Source organism: Enterobacter sp. I4, from assembly GCF_022669095.1.
In the GTDB taxonomy this organism is placed as follows: Bacteria; Pseudomonadota; Gammaproteobacteria; order Enterobacterales; family Enterobacteriaceae; genus Enterobacter; species Enterobacter pasteurii.
Window position 1 is genome coordinate 754662 of sequence record NZ_JALBUO010000002.1, and the last position, 17218, is coordinate 771879.

Here is a 17218-nt window from a genome sequence, read left to right on the forward strand (position 1 = left end):
GCACATTGAATTAATGCAGCATACCTTCATTCACTTCAAAGAGTAATTCTTCCATTTGCTGATAGGCGTTTTCACAGCCTGGAATGTTGAACAGAACCATCAGGATCACCCATTTCAGATCTTCCAGTTCAAATTCTGCTGTATCCAGCGCCATAACGCGCTCTATCACCATTTCTCTCGTTTCGAGGTTTAGCACCTGAATCTGCTCAAGGAATAAAATAAATCCCCGGCAGCTGGCATCCAGCCTTTCACACTCTTCAGCTGTATAGATGCGCACAGACAATGGGTCAGAAGCAAGCTGCATCGGTTCGGCGAGGCCGTCCTGATAATCAGCCAGCTTATCCAGCCACATCAACGCATTATAAATATCTTCCCGCTCAAAACCTGCGTCGGTCAGATCCCGTGTTAATTTGTCCTGATCCACGTGCATTTCTGCTTCGTTGTGGATGTAAGTCTCAAACAAATACATCAGTACGTCGAACATGGCATGCCCTCCTTAATCGGACATAGCCGCCGGGTACAGCTGCGATCCACCCTGCTAACTCCAGTTCGAGTAGCTGTGCTACCGTTACTGGCACAGGTTGGCCGGCACGTTCAGCGACAACGTCAACAGGTGTTACCTCATCTCCTACGTTAGCCAGGAGCTTGGGAAATGGCAATGCTACTGCCTCCTGATCTGATGAAATATGTCGCTTTTGAGGTTCATCCTGCAGCCAATGCAATCCGTACTGCAAATTTTCCAGGATATCCTCTTTACAGGTAACCAGCGTCGCCCCCTGCTTTATCAGCCAGTGCGGGCCTTCGCAGCCGGGGTTGCCAATCGGGCCGGGTAACGCAAAGACCTCCCGCCCCTGCTCCAGCGCGCACCTTGCGGTAACCAGCGATCCGCTGCGAATCGCGGCCTCTACCACCAGCACGCCCAGGCTTAACCCACTGATGATCCGGTTACGCCGGGGAAAGTTGCCCGGCCTGGGAGAGGTTGAGAGCGAAAATTCAGAGACGATTGCCCCCTCTGCGGCAATAAGTTGCTCAGCCAGCATTTGATGGCGATGCGGGTAGAGACTGAACAGACCATTTCCCAGCACGGCAATACTTCGCCCTTTTGCCGACAGCGCCGCGTGATGCGCCACGCCATCGATGCCGCAAGCCAGGCCGCTGGTGATGGTAAATCCACATTGAGCGAGTTGTTCACTGAGAATTTTCCCCCACCGCTCGCCGTACCACGAGGGCGCACGGCTGCCCACAACCGCAAGCTGCACGCTATTGAGCGCGTCGACGCTGCCTCGCACAAATAGCGCCCCCGGAAAGTCGGGGATAGTTCGCAACAAAGGCGGAAAGCGAGGATCATCAGCCGTCAGCAGGTGATTCTCCGCCTGGTCCAGCCATTTCAGGCTACGTTCAAGTTCACCCTCACTAAATGAAAAAAACCTTCCGGCCTGTTTGGCCGACAGCCCTGCGTCTCTGACAGCGTCGGCATCAACACACGTCTGGCGAAGCAGCCGCTGGGCGGTTTCCAGCATCGCATCACCACATAACGATCCGATGTTTATAAGCCTTAACCATATCTCTGTGGGCGTCATCCTTTTCCCTGCCATAAGCAGCCTCAGCAATCTTTGCGATTGGTCACTGATGCTGTCAATCGACCGGGGATTTGTCTAGAATAGAAGTAATATTCTTATCAACTCCTGAACACGACTCTGGAAATTTATGGCAGTTTTGCAAGTGTTACATATTCCTGACGAGCGCCTTCGCATCGTCGCGGAACCGGTTAAAGAAGTGAATGCAGAAATTCAGCGTATCGTCGATGATATGTTCGATACCATGTACGCTGAAGAAGGCATTGGCCTTGCGGCGACCCAGGTAGACATTCACAAGCGTATTATCGTGATCGACGTTTCTGAAAACCGCGATGAGCGTCTGGTGCTGATCAACCCTGAGCTGCTCGAAAAAAGCGGCGAAACGGGCATTGAGGAAGGCTGCCTGTCTATTCCTGAACAACGCGCTTTAGTGCCGCGTGCCGAAAAAGTGAAAATCCGCGCACTGGACCGCGACGGCAACCCCTTTGAACTGGAAGCCGACGATCTGCTGGCGATTTGCATTCAGCATGAGATGGACCACCTGGTCGGTAAGCTGTTTATCGATTACCTCTCGCCACTGAAGCAACAGCGCATTCGTCAGAAAGTAGAGAAACTGGACCGTTTGCGCTCTCGCGCATGACGTCCCCCCGGATACAAGGAATAACGTGTCTACATCACTACGTATAATCTTCGCGGGTACTCCTGATTTTGCAGCGCGTCATCTTGACGCGCTGTTATCGTCTGGACACCAGATTGTTGGCGTATTTACGCAACCAGACCGTCCGGCTGGCCGCGGTAAGAAGCTGATGCCAGGTCCGGTAAAAGTCCTGGCAGAGGCGCATGGATTACCGGTGTTTCAGCCAGCCTCATTACGTCCTCAGGAAAACCAGCAGCTGGTGGCTGACCTGAATGCAGATGTGATGGTGGTTGTGGCTTACGGCCTCATTCTGCCAAAAGCGGTACTTGTTATGCCGCGCCTGGGCTGCATTAACGTCCATGGTTCCCTGCTACCGCGCTGGCGCGGCGCGGCGCCAATTCAACGCTCTCTGTGGGCGGGTGATGCTGAAACTGGCGTCACCATTATGAAGATGGACGTAGGTTTAGACACTGGCGACATGCTGCTTAAACTGGCGTGTCCAATTACTACCGAAGATACCAGCGCCACGCTGTATGACAAGCTGGCGGATCTCGGCCCACAGGGGCTGATTGAGACGTTACAGCAGCTTGCTGACAATACGGCTAAGCCTGAAGTTCAGGACGACGCGCTGGTGACCTATGCTGAAAAGCTGAGTAAAGAAGAAGCCCGGATCGACTGGTCCCTGTCAGCGGCCCAGCTTGAACGCTGCATCCGCGCCTTCAATCCATGGCCGATGAGCTGGATGATGATTGATGAGCAGCCGGTGAAAATCTGGAAGGCTTCAGTGATAAGCGGCAATACGGCGGCCGAACCCGGTACGATTATCGATGCCAGCAAGAACGGTATTCAGGTTGCAACCGCGGAAGGGATTTTGAATCTGGAATCGCTACAGCCGGCCGGTAAAAAGGCAATGAGCGCTCAGGATCTCTTAAACTCTCGTCGTGAATGGTTTATTCCTGGCAATCGCCTTGCCTGAACAACTTTCTTCTTAAGGCCCGGTGTTTCCGGGCATTTTTATTTTTACGGTTATGAAAAGACAAAATCTACGCACTATGGCGGCTCAGGCCGTTGAGCAGGTTATCGAGCAGGGCCAGTCATTGAGTAATGTTCTGCCGCCACTGCAACAGAAAGTCTCCGATAAAGACAAAGCCCTGCTTCAGGAGCTTTGCTTTGGCGTTTTGCGCACCCTCTCTCAGCTTGAGTGGTTAATCAATAAGCTGATGTCACGCCCGATGAGCGGCAAGCAACGAACCGTACATTATTTAATCATGGTCGGTTTCTATCAGCTTCTTCACACCCGCATTCCACCTCATGCTGCGCTGGCTGAGACAGTGGAAGGCGCCGTTGCGATTAAGCGTCCCCAGCTCAAAGGACTGATCAACGGCGTGCTGCGTCAGTTCCAGCGTCAGCAGGACGAACTGCTGGCAGAGTTTGCCCAAAGTGAAGCGCGTTTCCTGCATCCGGAATGGCTGCTGAAGCGCCTTAAAAAGGCCTATCCGCAGAAGTGGCAAGAGATTGCTGAAGCCAATAATCAACGTCCGCCGATGTGGTTGCGCGTCAATCGTAACCATCATACTCGCGACGCGTGGCTGGCCCTGCTGGAGGAAGCAGGAATGAGCGGCTTCACCCACGATGCTTATCCTGATGCGGTACGTTTAGCCTCTCCTGCACCAGTACATGCTTTACCCGGTTTTGAAGAGGGCTGGGTAACGGTACAGGACGCTTCCGCACAGGGCTGCATGACCTGGCTTGAACCGAAGGATGGAGAACAGATCCTCGACCTGTGCGCTGCGCCAGGCGGTAAAACAACGCATATCCTCGAAGTGGCGCCACAGGCCAGCGTAATGGCCGTGGACGTTGATGAGCAGCGCCTTTCACGCGTCTACGACAACCTTAAGCGTCTGGGGATGAAGGCGCAGGTTAAGCAAGGCGATGGGCGCAAACCCGCAGAGTGGTGTGGTGAAAGCCGGTTCGATCGCATTTTGCTGGACGCCCCCTGCTCTGCAACCGGCGTCATCCGTCGTCATCCGGATATCAAGTGGCTGCGTCGCGATGGCGATATTAACGAACTGGCACAGCTGCAATCCGATATCCTGGATGCCATCTGGCCACATCTCAAATCCGGCGGAACGCTGGTGTATGCAACCTGCTCTGTACTCCCTGAGGAGAACAGCCAGCAAATTGCAGCCTTCCTGAAACGTACACCTGACGCTGCCCTGCACGATACGGGCACGCCTGAACGTCCGGGCCTGCAAAACCTGCCGGGTGCAGAAGAGGGTGATGGCTTCTTTTACGCTAAGCTAATCAAAGAGTGATGTTGAGAACAGGTCACGAAAGATGAAAATTATCATTCTGGGCGCGGGTCAGGTTGGTGGAACGCTGGCCGAAAACCTCGTTGGTGAAAACAACGATATCACCATTGTGGATACCAACGGCGATCGGCTGCGCGTTTTGCAGGACAAGTTTGACCTTCGCGTTGTGCAAGGGCACGGTTCCCATCCGCGCGTCCTTCGCGAAGCGGGTGCGGACGATGCCGATATGCTGGTAGCAGTAACCAGTTCTGATGAAACCAATATGGTTGCGTGTCAGGTGGCCTACTCCCTTTTCAACACTCCGAACCGTATCGCTCGTATTCGCTCCCCGGACTATGTCCGCGATGCGGAAAAGCTGTTTAACTCAGAAGCGGTACCTATCGATCATCTTATTGCGCCAGAACAGCTGGTTATCGACAGCATTTATCGTCTGATTGAATACCCGGGTGCACTGCAGGTGGTGAACTTTGCTGAAGGGAAAGTGAGCCTGGCGGTCGTGAAGGCATATTATGGCGGCCCGCTGATTGGTAATGCCCTGTCCACCATGCGCGAGCATATGCCCCATATCGATACGCGCGTTGCGGCCATATTCCGTCATGACCGACCCATTCGTCCGCAGGGTTCCACCATTGTTGAAGCCGGCGATGAGGTCTTCTTTATTGCGGCTTCCCAGCACATCCGCGCGGTGATGAGTGAACTACAGCGTCTCGAAAAACCGTATAAGCGTATTATGCTGGTAGGCGGCGGTAATATTGGCGCAGGCCTGGCGAGACGGCTGGAAAAAGACTACAGCGTGAAGCTTATCGAGCGAGATCAGCAGCGTGCGGCGGAGCTGGCTGAAAAGCTTCAAAATACGATCGTGTTTTATGGCGATGCCTCGGATCAGGAGCTGCTGGCCGAGGAGCATATCGATCAGGTCGATCTTTTTATTGCCGTCACCAACGACGACGAAGCGAATATTATGTCCGCGATGCTCGCTAAACGCATGGGGGCAAAAAAAGTGATGGTGCTTATCCAGCGTAAGGCTTATGTCGACCTGGTACAGGGAAGCGTGATTGATATTGCCATATCACCGCAGCAGGCCACCATCTCCGCCCTGCTAAGCCACGTTCGTAAAGCAGATATTGTTGGCGTTTCGTCACTTCGTCGCGGCGTAGCGGAGGCCATTGAAGCCGTCGCCCACGGGGATGAAACGACGTCGCGGGTCGTTGGTCGCGCTATCGACGAAATTAAACTGCCGCCAGGCACTATTATTGGTGCCGTAGTCCGCGGTAATGATGTCATGATCGCCAATGATAATTTACGTATCGAACAGGGCGATCACGTAATTATGTTCCTTACGGATAAAAAGTTTATTACCGACGTAGAGCGTTTATTCCAGCCAAGCCCATTCTTCCTGTAATGAATCGGGTGCTCGGACGAGAGCACCCTTTTATTAACCTTTTAATTCCCATGCCTTTTATTTTTCGTGACGATTATTATCCCCAATGGCATTTGGCTAATCATTTGTTAAACTTATAGGCGTCAGCTGGCACAAGGAGAACATAATGAGTTTTATTAAAGAATTTCGCGAATTTGCGATGCGCGGGAATGTGGTGGATTTGGCAGTGGGTGTCATTATTGGTGCAGCGTTCGGTAAGATCGTTTCATCCTTAGTAGCAGATATTATTATGCCGCCGCTGGGACTGTTGATTGGAGGTATTGATTTTAAACAATTTGCCTTCACGCTTCGGGAAGCTCAGGGCGATATTCCTGCGGTTGTAATGCACTATGGCGTATTCATTCAGAACGTATTTGATTTCGTTATCGTAGCGTTTGCCATTTTCATGGCCATCAAACTCATCAACAGACTCAACCGTAAAAAAGAAGAACCGGCTGCTGCTCCGCCAGCACCATCTAAAGAAGAAGTCTTGCTGACTGAAATTCGCGATCTGTTAAAAGAGCAGAACAACCGCGTTTAATCAGAAGACCGAAACAGGAAGGCCAGTGGTAAAAAAGCGATTCGCTTGCTTGCCACTGGCCTCCCAGTTACCCCGTTGTGCATGTTTTCCCTTACGCAGATAACTTCCTTTTCCTTTTTTATTCTTTTCAACACGTTGTCTGAAGAGCGGGTCGTGAAGCAGTGCCTCTATGGCGTTATCCTTAATTTGTCCCTTAGTGTGCTGATAGCGGCTCATAATTTCTCCTGAGCAAGTTAATGACGGCGGGAGTCTAGACCCTGGCTGCTAAAAAATCAACAACCCTGAGTTTCACTACTGGCACCCTGTTCAAGCGCTTCCAGTATAGAGCAATAAACGCTGCTGTGGGCGGTGCCGCAGCACGCATCATTTAATCTTTGCAGAGAACGCTGCATGCTTTGCAATTCCTGAATACGAGCTTCAACTTCTTCCAGGCGTGCCTGAACGATGCTTTTGGATTCCTGACAGGTATGATGTTCAGGATCGATACGGATCGACAGCAGCTCGCGGATCGATTCCAGCGTGAAGCCGAGCTGACGCGCATAGCGAATAAAACGAAGGCGCTGGAGATCGTGATCCGTATAAAGGCGAAACCCACCTTCTGTTCTGATCTCATGGTCAATCATCTGCTGCTTCTCGTAATAGCGGATGGTATCCGGCGTTACGTTAGCGAGTTTCGCGAGTTCACCTATGCGGTACATCATCACTCCTCATTCATTTTCTGCATCAATCTTTCACTATACTCACCGTGTAAGAAGTCAGTATTCATGCCCGCCTGGCGAAGCTTTAGCTCAATGAGCGCCAGCCGGCGGCTGAGTTCTGCATATCGTGGGTCGTTCTTATGAATGCCTTTAAGCAAATCTGAAAGCTCAACGGCTTCATTACGTTGCTGAAGTTCAGGCGGTAAGCAGCCGGCATTCTTCAGCAAGCGATAACCGGCCCGCAATTCGGGCGCAATGTGCGAATCATCATCCAGTACTAAGGGCTCCCCACAGCCTGGGAGATTATCGAATTCGCCTTTGTGTTGGGCATCGCGAATATGGCGTTCTGCCCACTGATCAAGCAACCACATTATGAGCTCCAGGGGATGAACAAAATTGATACAGGTATTGTAGATAAGTGGGTATTAGGCAGATATAAAAAAACCCGCCGGAGCGGGTTTTTTTACGTTACTGCAGATTACTCTGCAGCAGCTTCTGCTTTCTCTGAACGATCAACCAGCTCGATGTAAGCCATCGGCGCGTTGTCGCCTGCACGGAAGCCACACTTCAGAATGCGAGTGTAACCACCGGCACGGCTCGCGAAACGCGGGCCCAGTTCGTTAAACAGTTTTGCCACGATCTCGTTATCACGAGTACGGGCGAATGCCAGACGACGATTAGCAACGCTGTCAGTCTTGGCAAGAGTAATCAGCGGCTCAACTACGCGACGCAGCTCTTTCGCTTTAGGCAGGGTCGTCTTGATGATTTCATGACGAACCAGTGAACCTGCCATGTTGCGGAACATAGCCTGGCGATGGCTGCTGTTGCGGTTCAGTTGACGACCACTCTTACGATGGCGCATGACCTTATCCTTCTCAGTAAAACCTTAACCTGTGATCCGGTTACTCGTCAGCAATGCTTGCTGGTGGCCAGTTTTCCAGGCGCATGCCCAGAGACAAACCACGTGAAGCCAGCACGTCTTTAATCTCGGTAAGAGATTTTTTACCTAGGTTCGGCGTTTTCAGCAACTCAACCTCGGTACGCTGTACCAGATCACCGATATAGTGGATAGCTTCTGCCTTGAGGCAGTTAGCAGAGCGGACAGTCAATTCCAGATCGTCAACAGGGCGCAGCAGGATCGGATCGAATTCTGGTTTCTCTTCTTTCACTTCCGGCTGACGTACATCACGTAAGTCAACGAAAGCTTCCAGTTGTTCTGCCAGGATGGTTGCCGCACGACGAATCGCCTCTTCAGGATCGATTGTGCCATTGGTTTCCATTTCGATGACCAGCTTGTCCAGGTCGGTACGCTGTTCTACACGCGCTGCTTCAACATTGTAGGCAATACGCTCTACAGGGCTGTAGCATGCGTCGACCAGCAGACGGCCGATTGGGCGCTCATCTTCTTCCGAATGAATTCGGGCAGAAGCCGGCACATAACCACGACCGCGCTGAACTTTGATACGCATGCTAATAGCTGCGTTCTCATCGGTCAGGTGGCAGATCACGTGCTGCGGCTTGACGATTTCAACATCACCGTCGTGGGTGATGTCGGCTGCAGTCACAGGGCCAATGCCAGATTTATTCAGAGTAAGAATAACTTCATCTTTACCCTGAACTCTCACCGCCAGCCCTTTCAGGTTGAGCAGGATTTCAAGGATATCTTCCTGAACGCCTTCTTTGGTGCTGTACTCATGAAGTACACCATCAATCTCAACCTCGGTCACCGCGCAACCCGGCATCGATGAGAGCAGAATACGGCGCAGTGCGTTACCCAGAGTATGGCCAAAGCCACGCTCTAAAGGCTCAAGGGTCACCTTGGCGTGCGTCGAACTCACTTGCTCGATATCTACCAGGCGCGGTTTTAGAAACTCTGTCACAGAACCCTGCATTGTGTCCTCTCTTTGGTACTAAGCTTTACTTGGAGTAAAGCTCGACGATCAGGTGTTCGTTAATGTCCGCAGACAGATCAGAACGTTCTGGCTGACGCTTGAACGTACCTTCCATCTTGCCAGCATCAACTTCCAGCCAGGTTGGCTTTTCACGCTGCTCAGCCAGCTCCAGAGCGGCTTTCACGCGAGATTGCTTTTTCGCTTTCTCACGAATGCTAACAACGTCATTCGCTTTAACCTGATAAGAAGCGATGTTAACAACACGACCGTTTACCATGATTGCTTTATGGCTAACCAGCTGGCGTGATTCAGCACGAGTCGCGCCGAAGCCCATACGGTATACAACGTTGTCCAGACGACCTTCCAGCAGAGCCAGCAGGTTTTCACCTGTGTTGCCTTTCAGACGTGCTGCTTCTTTATAGTAGTTACGGAACTGACGCTCCAGCACACCGTAGATACGGCGAACTTTTTGCTTTTCACGCAACTGCACACCATAGTCAGACAGACGCGGTTTACGCGCACCGTGCTGGCCAGGAGCTTGTTCAATTTTACACTTGGTATCGATCGCGCGAACGCCAGACTTAAGGAATAAGTCGGTGCCCTCACGACGGCTCAGCTTGAGCTTAGGACCCAAATATCTTGCCATTTTCTATCTCCAACTAACCTAAAAAACGAGCGTTATACACGACGTTTTTTCGGCGGACGACAACCGTTATGAGGGATCGGAGTCACATCAGTAATATTAGTGATGCGGAAACCAGCGGCGTTCAGAGCGCGAACAGTAGATTCACGACCCGGACCCGGACCTTTAACCATAACTTCCAGATTCTTGATGCCGTATTCTTTTACGGCTTCAGCGCAACGCTCTGCTGCAACCTGAGCTGCGAACGGAGTGGATTTGCGAGAACCACGGAAACCGGAACCACCGGCTGTTGCCCAACCCAATGCGTTACCCTGACGATCAGTAATAGTAACGATGGTGTTGTTGAAAGAAGCATGGATATGAGCCACGCCGTCAGAGACTTGTTTTCTTACACGTTTACGTGCACGAACTGGTGCCTTTGCCATTATTCAATCACCCCGATTATTTCTTGATCGGTTTGCGCGGACCCTTACGGGTACGTGCGTTGGTCTTAGTACGCTGACCGCGCACTGGCAGACCACGACGATGACGCAAACCGCGATAGCAACCAAGATCCATCAGGCGCTTGATGCTCATGCTGATTTCACGGCGCAGATCACCTTCAACGACAAATTTGGCAACTTCGTCACGCAGCGTGTCGATTTGTTCTTCAGACAGCTCACTGATCTTAACATCTTCAGCGATACCCGCTGCAGCCAGAATGGCTTTGGAACGGGTCTTGCCGACGCCGTAGATCGAAGTTAATGCGATCACAGCATGTTTCTGATCAGGAATGTTAATGCCTGCTATACGGGCCACTATGCACTCCTACTATTTAATATGTACGCACCATGCTGAAAAGCCCGTTTTCAGGATACTCAAATGGAAACGTACAGACATACAAAAGATTGGCTGGCTAATCTAGCCAGCTCAACCCAACTTTGCAAGAAAAATATGCGAAATAATCAGCCTTGGCGCTGTTTATGCTTCGGCTCGGCACTGCAAATCACACGGATGACACCATCACGCTTAACGATTTTGCAGTTACGGCATAATTTCTTGACGGAAGCACGAACTTTCATTTTTACTCTCCGTAACTTCTCAGGCGACCAGTTAGCGGCCGTAGCCTTTCAGGTTCGCCTTCTTCAATGCAGACTCATACTGACTGGACATCATCAGAGTTTGCACTTGAGCCATAAAGTCCATAATCACGACCACAACGATAAGCAGTGAGGTCCCACCGAAGTAGAACGGTACTTTCATTGCATCACGCATGAACTCCGGGATCAGGCAGATAAAAGTAATATAAAGCGCACCAACCAAAGTCAGGCGAGTCATTACTTTATCGATATACTTCGCCGTTTGCTCTCCCGGACGAATTCCTGGTACAAATGCACCGGACTTCTTCAGGTTATCTGCTGTTTCACGCGGGTTGAAGACCAACGCCGTGTAGAAGAAACAGAAGAAGATGATCGCAGACGCATAGAGTAACACATAAAGTGGTTGCCCAGGCTGCAAATACAGCGAAATTGTTGTCAGCCAGTTCCAACCAGTACCGCCCCCGAACCATGACGCGATGGTTGCAGGGAACAGAATAATACTGGAAGCGAAGATAGCCGGGATAACCCCCGCCATATTCACTTTCAGCGGTAAATGTGTGCTCTGTGCAGCATAGACACGACGACCTTGCTGACGCTTAGCGTAGTTCACCACAATGCGGCGTTGACCACGTTCAACGAAGACAACAAAGAACGTCACTGCAAATACTAATACTGCAACCAACAGCAACAGGAGGAAGTGCAGGTCGCCTTGACGCGCTTGCTCGATAGTATGGGCGATGGCCGGCGGGAGACCCGCAACGATACCGGCGAAGATAATGATTGAGATTCCGTTACCGATACCACGCTCAGTAATCTGTTCGCCGAGCCACATCAGGAACATAGTCCCTGTGACCAGACTTACAACAGCGGTGAAGTAGAATGCAAAGCCTGGGTTTAACACCAGGCCCTGCATACCAGGCATATTCGGTAAACCGGTAGCAATACCGATTGACTGGAATATTGCCAGCACCAGAGTGCCGTAACGGGTGTACTGGCTAATCTTACGACGTCCAGACTCCCCTTCTTTCTTCAGTTCTGCGAGGGCCGGATGAACGACCGTCAGCAACTGGATAATAATCGATGCCGAAATGTACGGCATGATACCCAATGCGAAGATAGAAGCACGGCTGAGAGCACCACCAGAGAACATGTTAAACATTTCAATGATGGTGCCTCGCTGTTGCTCAAGCAGTTTGGCAAGTACAGCGGCATCAATACCAGGGATCGGAATAAAAGAGCCAATACGGAACACAATCAGCGCGCCGATTACAAACAGCAGTCTGCGTTTCAGCTCGCCAAATCCACCTTTGGCACTTTGAAAATCTAATCCCGGTTGCTTAGCCATCTGCTACTTATTCCTCAATTTTACCGCCAGCAGCTTCGATAGCAGCACGAGCACCTTTAGTAACACGCAGGCCACGAACAGTTACCGGAGTAGAAACTTCACCAGCCAGGATCACTTTCGCGAACTCGATCTGGATACCGATAATGTTTGCTGCTTTCAGCGTGTTCAGGTCTACAACGCCGCCTTCAACTTTCGCCAGGTCAGACAGACGGATTTCCGCTGTGATCGCTGCTTTGCGAGAGGTGAAGCCGAACTTCGGCAGACGACGGTACAGTGGCATCTGGCCACCCTCGAAACCGCGACGCACGCCACCGCCAGAACGAGAGTTCTGACCTTTGTGACCACGACCACCGGTTTTGCCGAGGCCAGAACCGATACCACGACCCAGGCGTTTACCCGCCTTTTTAGAGCCTTCGGCCGGAGACAGAGTATTTAAACGCATCTCTTACTCCTCAACTTTAACCATGAAGTAAACCGCGTTGACCATACCACGAACAGCAGGAGTATCCTCGCGCTCAACGGTATGACCAATACGACGCAGACCCAGGCCAAGCAGCGTTGCCTTGTGTTTCGGCAGACGACCGATTGCACTGCGGGTTTGAGTGATTTTAATAGTCTTTGCCATGGTCAATTACCCCAGAATTTCTTCAACGGATTTACCACGCTTGGCAGCGACCATTTCTGGAGAATTCATATTTTCCAGGCCATCAATAGTTGCACGAACCACGTTGATCGGGTTGGTGGAACCATATGCTTTAGCCAGAACGTTATGAACTCCAGCAACTTCCAGAACGGCGCGCATTGCACCACCGGCGATGATACCGGTACCTTCGGAAGCTGGCTGCATGAATACACGAGAACCCGTGTGAACACCCTTAACTGGGTGCTGCAGGGTACCGTTGTTCAGCGCGACGTTAATCATATTGCGACGGGCTTTTTCCATCGCTTTCTGGATCGCTGCTGGAACTTCACGCGCTTTACCGTAACCAAAACCAACGCGACCGTTACCATCGCCAACTACAGTCAGAGCTGTGAAGGAGAAAATACGACCACCTTTAACGGTTTTAGATACGCGGTTTACCGCGATCAGCTTTTCCTGCAGTTCGCCAGCCTGTTTTTCGATGTGAGCCATCTTACACCTCTACCTTAGAACTGAAGGCCAGCTTCACGGGCAGCATCTGCCAGTGCCTGGACACGACCATGATATTGGAACCCGGAACGGTCAAAGGAAACATTGCTGATGCCTTTTTCCAGAGCGCGTTCAGCAACAGCTTTACCTACAGCTGCAGCGGCGTCTTTGTTACCGGTATACTTCAATTGTTCTGAGATAGCTTTTTCTACAGTAGAAGCAGCTACCAGAACTTCAGAACCGTTCGGTGCAATTACCTGTGCGTAAATATGACGCGGGGTACGATGTACCACCAGGCGAGTTGCACCCAGCTCTTTGAGCTTGCGGCGTGCGCGGGTCGCACGACGGATACGAGCAGATTTCTTATCCATAGTGTTACCTTACTTCTTCTTAGCCTCTTTGGTACGCACGACTTCGTCGGCGTAACGAACACCCTTGCCTTTGTAAGGCTCAGGACGACGGTAGGCGCGCAGATCTGCTGCAACCTGACCGATCAGCTGCTTATCAGCGCCTTTCAGCACGATTTCAGTTTGAGTCGGACATTCTGCAGTGATACCGGCCGGCAGCGGATGCTCAACAGGGTGTGAGAAGCCCAGAGACAGGCCTACTGCATTCCCTTTGATAGCTGCACGATAACCTACACCAACCAGCTGAAGCTTTTTAGTGAAGCCTTCGGTAACACCAACAACCATTGAGTTCAGCAGGGCACGCGCGGTACCAGCCTGAGCCCATCCATCCACGAAACCATCACGTGGACCGAAGGTCAGAGCGTTATCTGCATGTTTAACTTCAACAGCTTTGTTGAGGGTACGAGTCAGCTCGCCGTTTTTACCTTTGATCGTAATAACCTGACCGTCGATTTTTACATCAACGCCGGCAGGAATAACGACCGGTGCTTTAGCAACACGAGACATTCTTTCCTCCGATTAGGCTACGTAGCAGATAATTTCGCCACCAAGACCAGCCTGGCGCGCTGCACGATCAGTCATAACACCTTTAGAGGTAGAAACAACTGCGATACCAAGACCAGCCATAACTTTTGGCAGCTCATCTTTTTTCTTATAGATGCGCAGGCCTGGGCGGCTGACACGCTGAATGCTTTCTACAACAGCTTTACCCTGGAAATACTTGAGAGTAAGTTCCAGTTCCGGCTTGGTGTCGCCTTCAACTTTAAAATCTTCGATAAAACCTTCTTCCTTCAGCACGTTGGCAATTGCCACTTTCAGCTTGGCGGAAGGCATGGTGACCGCAACTTTGTTCGCGGCCTGACCGTTACGGATACGGGTCAGCATATCCGCGATCGGATCTTGCATGCTCATCTGTCTTTACTCCCGTGATTCAATTGGTAATTACCAGCTAGCCTTTTTCAAGCCTGGTACTTCACCGCGCATGGCGGCTTCACGCAGTTTGATACGGCTCAACCCAAACTTGCCCACATAACCATGTGGACGACCTGTTTGACGACAGCGGTTACGCTGACGAGACGGGCTGGAATCACGCGGCAGAGACTGCAGCTTGAGAACCGCATTCCAACGATCTTCGTCGGAAGCGTTCACATCAGAAATGATCGCTTTCAGTTCAGCGCGTTTAGCGAAGAATTTATCAGCTAAAGCTACGCGCTTTACTTCGCGTGCTTTCATTGATTGCTTAGCCATTCAGTAACCCTACCTTACTTGCGGAACGGGAAGTCAAAGGCAGCCAGCAGAGCACGGCCTTCTTCATCAGATTTCGCAGTAGTGGTAATGGTAATATCCAAACCACGCACGCGGTCGACTTTATCGTAGTCGATTTCTGGGAAGATGATCTGCTCACGGACACCCATGCTGTAGTTACCACGACCGTCGAAAGACTTAGCGGACAAGCCACGGAAGTCACGGATACGTGGAACAGCAATAGTGATCAGGCGCTCAAGGAACTCCCACATGCGTTCGCCACGCAGAGTTACTTTACAGCCGATCGGATAGCCCTGACGGATTTTGAAGCCTGCAACAGATTTGCGTGCTTTGGTGATCAGCGGTTTTTGACCGGAGATTGCTGTCAGGTCAGCTGCTGCGTTATCCAGCAGTTTCTTGTCAGCGATCGCTTCACCAACACCCATGTTCAGGGTGATCTTCTCGACCCGAGGGACTTGCATGACAGAATTGTAGTTAAACTCAGTCATGAGTTTGTTAACTACTTCGTCTTTGTAGTAATCATGCAGTTTCGCCATCGTACTACTCCAAATTACTTGATAGTTTCGCTGTTAGACTTGAAGAAACGGACTTTTTTACCGTCTTCGAATCTAAAGCCTACACGGTCAGCCTTACCGGTAGCCGCATTGAAGATTGCAACGTTAGAAACCTGAATAGCAGCTTCTTTTTCAACGATGCCGCCTGGTTGGTTCAGGGCCGGAACCGGCTTCTGATGTTTCTTAACCAGGTTGATACCTTCAACGACGAGTTTGCCGGAAGACAGAACATTTTTTACTTTACCGCGTTTACCTTTATCTTTACCGGTTAACACGATAACTTCGTCATCACGACGGATTTTCGCTGCCATGATTCGCTCCTTAGAGTACTTCTGGTGCCAGAGAGATAATTTTCATGAACTTCTCAGTACGAAGTTCACGAGTTACCGGCCCAAAGATACGCGTGCCGATAGGCTGCTCGCTGTTATTGTTTAAAATAACGCATGCATTACCATCGAAGCGAATGACAGAACCGTCAGGGCGACGAACACCCTTCTTGGTGCGCACCACTACCGCCTTCAGCACATCACCTTTTTTGACCTTACCACGTGGAATTGCTTCCTTGATGGTGATCTTGATGATGTCGCCTACGCCTGCGTAGCGACGGTGCGAGCCACCCAGAACCTTGATACACATTACGCGACGTGCACCGGAGTTGTCGGCGACGTTCAGCATAGTCTGTTCTTGGATCATTTTAGTGCTCCGCTAATGTCAACTACTACCTGAGACTCTAAAATCAGAGCCGTTAAAAAGCCCCATATCGAGGGCGCGGCATTATAACACCGCTTCTGCAATATGGGTAGAAAAAATAAACGGCTCATCGCTGAGCCGTTTATTCGTATTGAGAATGCGTACTCTATTACAGAACCGCTTTCTCTACAACGCGAACCAGCGTCCAGGACTTAGTCTTGGACAGTGGACGGCATTCACGGATTTCAACCTTGTCGCCGATACCACATTCGTTGTTCTCGTCATGTACGTGCAGTTTGGTCGTACGCTTGATGAATTTACCGTAGATCGGGTGTTTCACAAAACGTTCGATAGCTACAACAATGGATTTCTCCATTTTATCGCTAACAACACGACCTTGCAGAGTACGGATTTTATCGGTCATTACGCACCCGCCTTCTGAGTCAGTAAAGTCTTAACGCGCGCAACATTGCGACGCACTTGCTTCAGCAGGTGAGTCTGTTGCAGCTGGCCACTTGCAGCCTGCATACGCAGGTTGAACTGCTCACGCAGCAGGTTCAGCAGCTCAGCGTTCAGCTCTTCAACGCTTTTTTCACGCAGCTCTTTTGCTTTCATTACATCACCGTCTTAGTTACAAAGGTGGTTTTGATAGGCAGTTTCGCTGCTGCCAGGCCGAAGGCTTCACGGGCCAGCTCTTCCGGAACACCGTCCATTTCATAAAGGACTTTGCCCGGTTGGATCAAGGCAACCCAGTACTCCACGTTACCTTTACCTTTACCCATACGAACTTCCAGTGGCTTCTCGGTGATCGGTTTGTCCGGGAATACACGGATCCAGATCTTACCTTGACGCTTAACTGCACGGGTCATTGCACGACGTGCTGCTTCGATCTGACGTGCAGTCAGACGACCACGGCCAACAGCTTTCAGACCGAAAGTGCCGAAGCTAACATCCGTACCCTGCGCCAGACCACGGTTGCGGCCTTTGTGCACTTTACGGAATTTTGTACGCTTTGGTTGTAACATCAG

General features: G+C 51.1%; 30 protein-coding genes. 5 read left to right on the forward strand and 25 right to left on the reverse strand.

All coding sequences use genetic code 11. From position 1 onward, the window contains the following. Positions 1-10 precede the first annotated feature (10 nt). Positions 11-484, reverse strand: a complete 474-nt coding sequence (smg, locus tag MOQ06_RS15925; protein WP_148422734.1) for a DUF494 family protein Smg — start codon at positions 482-484, stop codon at positions 11-13. After that, positions 456-1580 carry a DNA-protecting protein DprA gene (gene dprA, locus MOQ06_RS15930; RefSeq protein WP_242173918.1) on the reverse strand — a complete coding sequence of 375 codons (1125 nt, stop codon included), beginning with the start codon at positions 1578-1580 and terminating at the stop codon, positions 456-458. The genes smg and dprA overlap by 29 nt, the downstream gene beginning before the upstream one ends. 127 nt (positions 1581-1707) lie before the next feature. Here dprA and def point away from each other — a divergent pair, with 127 nt between their 5' ends. From def to mscL, 5 genes are all read left to right on the forward strand, one after another. Then, positions 1708-2217 (forward strand): peptide deformylase, encoded by a 510-nt coding sequence (gene def / locus MOQ06_RS15935; protein ID WP_006812188.1) that lies wholly within the window; start codon positions 1708-1710, stop codon positions 2215-2217. A gap of 25 nt (positions 2218-2242) precedes the next feature. Then, entirely contained in the window at positions 2243-3190 is a 948-nt protein-coding gene (fmt, locus tag MOQ06_RS15940; RefSeq protein ID WP_242173921.1) for a methionyl-tRNA formyltransferase, read from the forward strand. 52 nt (positions 3191-3242) lie between these two features. Then, entirely contained in the window at positions 3243-4529 is a 1287-nt protein-coding gene (rsmB, locus tag MOQ06_RS15945) for a 16S rRNA (cytosine(967)-C(5))-methyltransferase RsmB (protein ID WP_242173924.1), read from the forward strand. 22 nt (positions 4530-4551) lie between these two features. Beyond that, on the forward strand, positions 4552-5928 hold the full coding sequence (gene trkA, locus MOQ06_RS15950; protein WP_148422738.1) for a Trk system potassium transporter TrkA: 1377 nt from the start codon (positions 4552-4554) through the stop codon (positions 5926-5928). 145 nt (positions 5929-6073) lie between these two features. Then, on the forward strand, positions 6074-6487 hold the full coding sequence (gene mscL, locus MOQ06_RS15955) for a large-conductance mechanosensitive channel protein MscL (protein ID WP_148422739.1): 414 nt from the start codon (positions 6074-6076) through the stop codon (positions 6485-6487). On the opposite strand, the gene MOQ06_RS15960 is transcribed toward mscL, so the two are convergent. From MOQ06_RS15960 to rplP, 23 genes are all read right to left on the reverse strand, one after another. Then, positions 6488-6703 (reverse strand): alternative ribosome-rescue factor A, encoded by a 216-nt coding sequence (locus MOQ06_RS15960; protein WP_148422740.1) that lies wholly within the window; start codon positions 6701-6703, stop codon positions 6488-6490. Between the two features lie 56 nt (positions 6704-6759). Continuing rightward, the gene (gene zntR / locus MOQ06_RS15965; protein WP_242174442.1) at positions 6760-7185 is read right to left on the reverse strand and encodes a Zn(2+)-responsive transcriptional regulator; all 426 of its coding nucleotides are present in this window, start codon (positions 7183-7185) and stop codon (positions 6760-6762) included. 2 nt (positions 7186-7187) lie between these two features. Beyond that, positions 7188-7556: a DUF1992 domain-containing protein gene (locus tag MOQ06_RS15970; protein ID WP_148422741.1), complete on the reverse strand. Its 369-nt coding sequence runs from the start codon at positions 7554-7556 to the stop codon at positions 7188-7190. Positions 7557-7663: 107 nt separating this feature from the next. Beyond that, complete coding sequence (gene rplQ, locus MOQ06_RS15975; RefSeq protein ID WP_001216368.1) at positions 7664-8047, reverse strand: 50S ribosomal protein L17; 384 nt, start codon at positions 8045-8047, stop codon at positions 7664-7666. Between the two features lie 40 nt (positions 8048-8087). Next, positions 8088-9077 (reverse strand): DNA-directed RNA polymerase subunit alpha, encoded by a 990-nt coding sequence (gene rpoA / locus MOQ06_RS15980; protein ID WP_002919219.1) that lies wholly within the window; start codon positions 9075-9077, stop codon positions 8088-8090. A 25-nt stretch (positions 9078-9102) separates the two neighbouring features. Beyond that, positions 9103-9723 (reverse strand): 30S ribosomal protein S4, encoded by a 621-nt coding sequence (rpsD, locus tag MOQ06_RS15985; protein WP_003863314.1) that lies wholly within the window; start codon positions 9721-9723, stop codon positions 9103-9105. Between the two features lie 32 nt (positions 9724-9755). Next, complete coding sequence (rpsK, locus tag MOQ06_RS15990) at positions 9756-10145, reverse strand: 30S ribosomal protein S11 (protein ID WP_003863312.1); 390 nt, start codon at positions 10143-10145, stop codon at positions 9756-9758. 16 nt (positions 10146-10161) lie between these two features. Next, positions 10162-10518 carry a 30S ribosomal protein S13 gene (gene rpsM / locus MOQ06_RS15995; protein WP_003863308.1) on the reverse strand — a complete coding sequence of 119 codons (357 nt, stop codon included), beginning with the start codon at positions 10516-10518 and terminating at the stop codon, positions 10162-10164. A 146-nt stretch (positions 10519-10664) separates the two neighbouring features. Further along, a complete protein-coding gene (gene rpmJ, locus MOQ06_RS16000) occupies positions 10665-10781 on the reverse strand; it encodes a 50S ribosomal protein L36 (protein WP_000868187.1) in 117 nt (38 codons plus the stop codon). A gap of 31 nt (positions 10782-10812) precedes the next feature. Beyond that, positions 10813-12144, reverse strand: a complete 1332-nt coding sequence (gene secY / locus MOQ06_RS16005) for a preprotein translocase subunit SecY (protein WP_003863305.1) — start codon at positions 12142-12144, stop codon at positions 10813-10815. Positions 12145-12151: 7 nt separating this feature from the next. After that, positions 12152-12586: a 50S ribosomal protein L15 gene (gene rplO / locus MOQ06_RS16010; protein WP_003863304.1), complete on the reverse strand. Its 435-nt coding sequence runs from the start codon at positions 12584-12586 to the stop codon at positions 12152-12154. A 3-nt stretch (positions 12587-12589) separates the two neighbouring features. After that, positions 12590-12769: a 50S ribosomal protein L30 gene (rpmD, locus tag MOQ06_RS16015; protein WP_003863301.1), complete on the reverse strand. Its 180-nt coding sequence runs from the start codon at positions 12767-12769 to the stop codon at positions 12590-12592. Between the two features lie 6 nt (positions 12770-12775). Then, positions 12776-13276 (reverse strand): 30S ribosomal protein S5, encoded by a 501-nt coding sequence (rpsE, locus tag MOQ06_RS16020; RefSeq protein WP_003863299.1) that lies wholly within the window; start codon positions 13274-13276, stop codon positions 12776-12778. 14 nt (positions 13277-13290) lie between these two features. Next, the gene (gene rplR, locus MOQ06_RS16025) at positions 13291-13644 is read right to left on the reverse strand and encodes a 50S ribosomal protein L18 (RefSeq protein ID WP_003863297.1); all 354 of its coding nucleotides are present in this window, start codon (positions 13642-13644) and stop codon (positions 13291-13293) included. A 9-nt stretch (positions 13645-13653) separates the two neighbouring features. Further along, entirely contained in the window at positions 13654-14187 is a 534-nt protein-coding gene (gene rplF / locus MOQ06_RS16030; RefSeq protein ID WP_003863296.1) for a 50S ribosomal protein L6, read from the reverse strand. 12 nt (positions 14188-14199) lie between these two features. Beyond that, complete coding sequence (gene rpsH, locus MOQ06_RS16035; protein WP_006178918.1) at positions 14200-14592, reverse strand: 30S ribosomal protein S8; 393 nt, start codon at positions 14590-14592, stop codon at positions 14200-14202. Between the two features lie 30 nt (positions 14593-14622). Continuing rightward, complete coding sequence (gene rpsN / locus MOQ06_RS16040; RefSeq protein WP_003863291.1) at positions 14623-14928, reverse strand: 30S ribosomal protein S14; 306 nt, start codon at positions 14926-14928, stop codon at positions 14623-14625. A gap of 14 nt (positions 14929-14942) precedes the next feature. After that, a complete protein-coding gene (gene rplE, locus MOQ06_RS16045; protein WP_003863290.1) occupies positions 14943-15482 on the reverse strand; it encodes a 50S ribosomal protein L5 in 540 nt (179 codons plus the stop codon). A gap of 14 nt (positions 15483-15496) precedes the next feature. Then, on the reverse strand, positions 15497-15811 hold the full coding sequence (gene rplX, locus MOQ06_RS16050) for a 50S ribosomal protein L24 (RefSeq protein WP_003863287.1): 315 nt from the start codon (positions 15809-15811) through the stop codon (positions 15497-15499). Between the two features lie 10 nt (positions 15812-15821). Next, on the reverse strand, positions 15822-16193 hold the full coding sequence (gene rplN / locus MOQ06_RS16055; protein WP_002919748.1) for a 50S ribosomal protein L14: 372 nt from the start codon (positions 16191-16193) through the stop codon (positions 15822-15824). A 166-nt stretch (positions 16194-16359) separates the two neighbouring features. Then, the gene (gene rpsQ / locus MOQ06_RS16060) at positions 16360-16614 is read right to left on the reverse strand and encodes a 30S ribosomal protein S17 (RefSeq protein WP_002438707.1); all 255 of its coding nucleotides are present in this window, start codon (positions 16612-16614) and stop codon (positions 16360-16362) included. Further along, complete coding sequence (rpmC, locus tag MOQ06_RS16065; RefSeq protein ID WP_003863282.1) at positions 16614-16805, reverse strand: 50S ribosomal protein L29; 192 nt, start codon at positions 16803-16805, stop codon at positions 16614-16616. Before rpmC ends, rpsQ begins: the two co-directional genes overlap by 1 nt. After that, positions 16805-17215 (reverse strand): 50S ribosomal protein L16, encoded by a 411-nt coding sequence (gene rplP, locus MOQ06_RS16070; RefSeq protein ID WP_002919759.1) that lies wholly within the window; start codon positions 17213-17215, stop codon positions 16805-16807. Before rplP ends, rpmC begins: the two co-directional genes overlap by 1 nt. Positions 17216-17218 lie beyond the last annotated feature (3 nt).

Coding starts and splice junctions, on each gene's coding strand:
- smg (WP_148422734.1), bottom strand. CDS start 484: ATGTTCGACGTACTGATGTATTTGTTTGAGACTTACATCCACAACGAA.
- dprA (WP_242173918.1), bottom strand. CDS start 1,580: ATGACGCCCACAGAGATATGGTTAAGGCTTATAAACATCGGATCGTTA.
- def (WP_006812188.1), top strand. CDS start 1,708: ATGGCAGTTTTGCAAGTGTTACATATTCCTGACGAGCGCCTTCGCATC.
- rsmB (WP_242173924.1), top strand. CDS start 3,243: ATGAAAAGACAAAATCTACGCACTATGGCGGCTCAGGCCGTTGAGCAG.
- trkA (WP_148422738.1), top strand. CDS start 4,552: ATGAAAATTATCATTCTGGGCGCGGGTCAGGTTGGTGGAACGCTGGCC.
- mscL (WP_148422739.1), top strand. CDS start 6,074: ATGAGTTTTATTAAAGAATTTCGCGAATTTGCGATGCGCGGGAATGTG.
- MOQ06_RS15960 (WP_148422740.1), bottom strand. CDS start 6,703: ATGAGCCGCTATCAGCACACTAAGGGACAAATTAAGGATAACGCCATA.
- zntR (WP_242174442.1), bottom strand. CDS start 7,185: ATGTACCGCATAGGTGAACTCGCGAAACTCGCTAACGTAACGCCGGAT.
- MOQ06_RS15970 (WP_148422741.1), bottom strand. CDS start 7,556: ATGTGGTTGCTTGATCAGTGGGCAGAACGCCATATTCGCGATGCCCAA.
- rplQ (WP_001216368.1), bottom strand. CDS start 8,047: ATGCGCCATCGTAAGAGTGGTCGTCAACTGAACCGCAACAGCAGCCAT.
- rpoA (WP_002919219.1), bottom strand. CDS start 9,077: ATGCAGGGTTCTGTGACAGAGTTTCTAAAACCGCGCCTGGTAGATATC.
- rpsD (WP_003863314.1), bottom strand. CDS start 9,723: ATGGCAAGATATTTGGGTCCTAAGCTCAAGCTGAGCCGTCGTGAGGGC.
- rpsK (WP_003863312.1), bottom strand. CDS start 10,145: ATGGCAAAGGCACCAGTTCGTGCACGTAAACGTGTAAGAAAACAAGTC.
- rpmJ (WP_000868187.1), bottom strand. CDS start 10,781: ATGAAAGTTCGTGCTTCCGTCAAGAAATTATGCCGTAACTGCAAAATC.
- secY (WP_003863305.1), bottom strand. CDS start 12,144: ATGGCTAAGCAACCGGGATTAGATTTTCAAAGTGCCAAAGGTGGATTT.
- rplO (WP_003863304.1), bottom strand. CDS start 12,586: ATGCGTTTAAATACTCTGTCTCCGGCCGAAGGCTCTAAAAAGGCGGGT.
- rpmD (WP_003863301.1), bottom strand. CDS start 12,769: ATGGCAAAGACTATTAAAATCACTCAAACCCGCAGTGCAATCGGTCGT.
- rpsE (WP_003863299.1), bottom strand. CDS start 13,276: ATGGCTCACATCGAAAAACAGGCTGGCGAACTGCAGGAAAAGCTGATC.
- rplR (WP_003863297.1), bottom strand. CDS start 13,644: ATGGATAAGAAATCTGCTCGTATCCGTCGTGCGACCCGCGCACGCCGC.
- rplF (WP_003863296.1), bottom strand. CDS start 14,187: ATGTCTCGTGTTGCTAAAGCACCGGTCGTTATTCCTGCCGGCGTTGAT.
- rpsH (WP_006178918.1), bottom strand. CDS start 14,592: ATGAGCATGCAAGATCCGATCGCGGATATGCTGACCCGTATCCGTAAC.
- rpsN (WP_003863291.1), bottom strand. CDS start 14,928: ATGGCTAAGCAATCAATGAAAGCACGCGAAGTAAAGCGCGTAGCTTTA.
- rplE (WP_003863290.1), bottom strand. CDS start 15,482: ATGGCGAAACTGCATGATTACTACAAAGACGAAGTAGTTAACAAACTC.
- rplX (WP_003863287.1), bottom strand. CDS start 15,811: ATGGCAGCGAAAATCCGTCGTGATGACGAAGTTATCGTGTTAACCGGT.
- rplN (WP_002919748.1), bottom strand. CDS start 16,193: ATGATCCAAGAACAGACTATGCTGAACGTCGCCGACAACTCCGGTGCA.
- rpsQ (WP_002438707.1), bottom strand. CDS start 16,614: ATGACCGATAAAATCCGTACTCTGCAAGGTCGTGTTGTTAGCGATAAA.
- rpmC (WP_003863282.1), bottom strand. CDS start 16,805: ATGAAAGCAAAAGAGCTGCGTGAAAAAAGCGTTGAAGAGCTGAACGCT.
- rplP (WP_002919759.1), bottom strand. CDS start 17,215: ATGTTACAACCAAAGCGTACAAAATTCCGTAAAGTGCACAAAGGCCGC.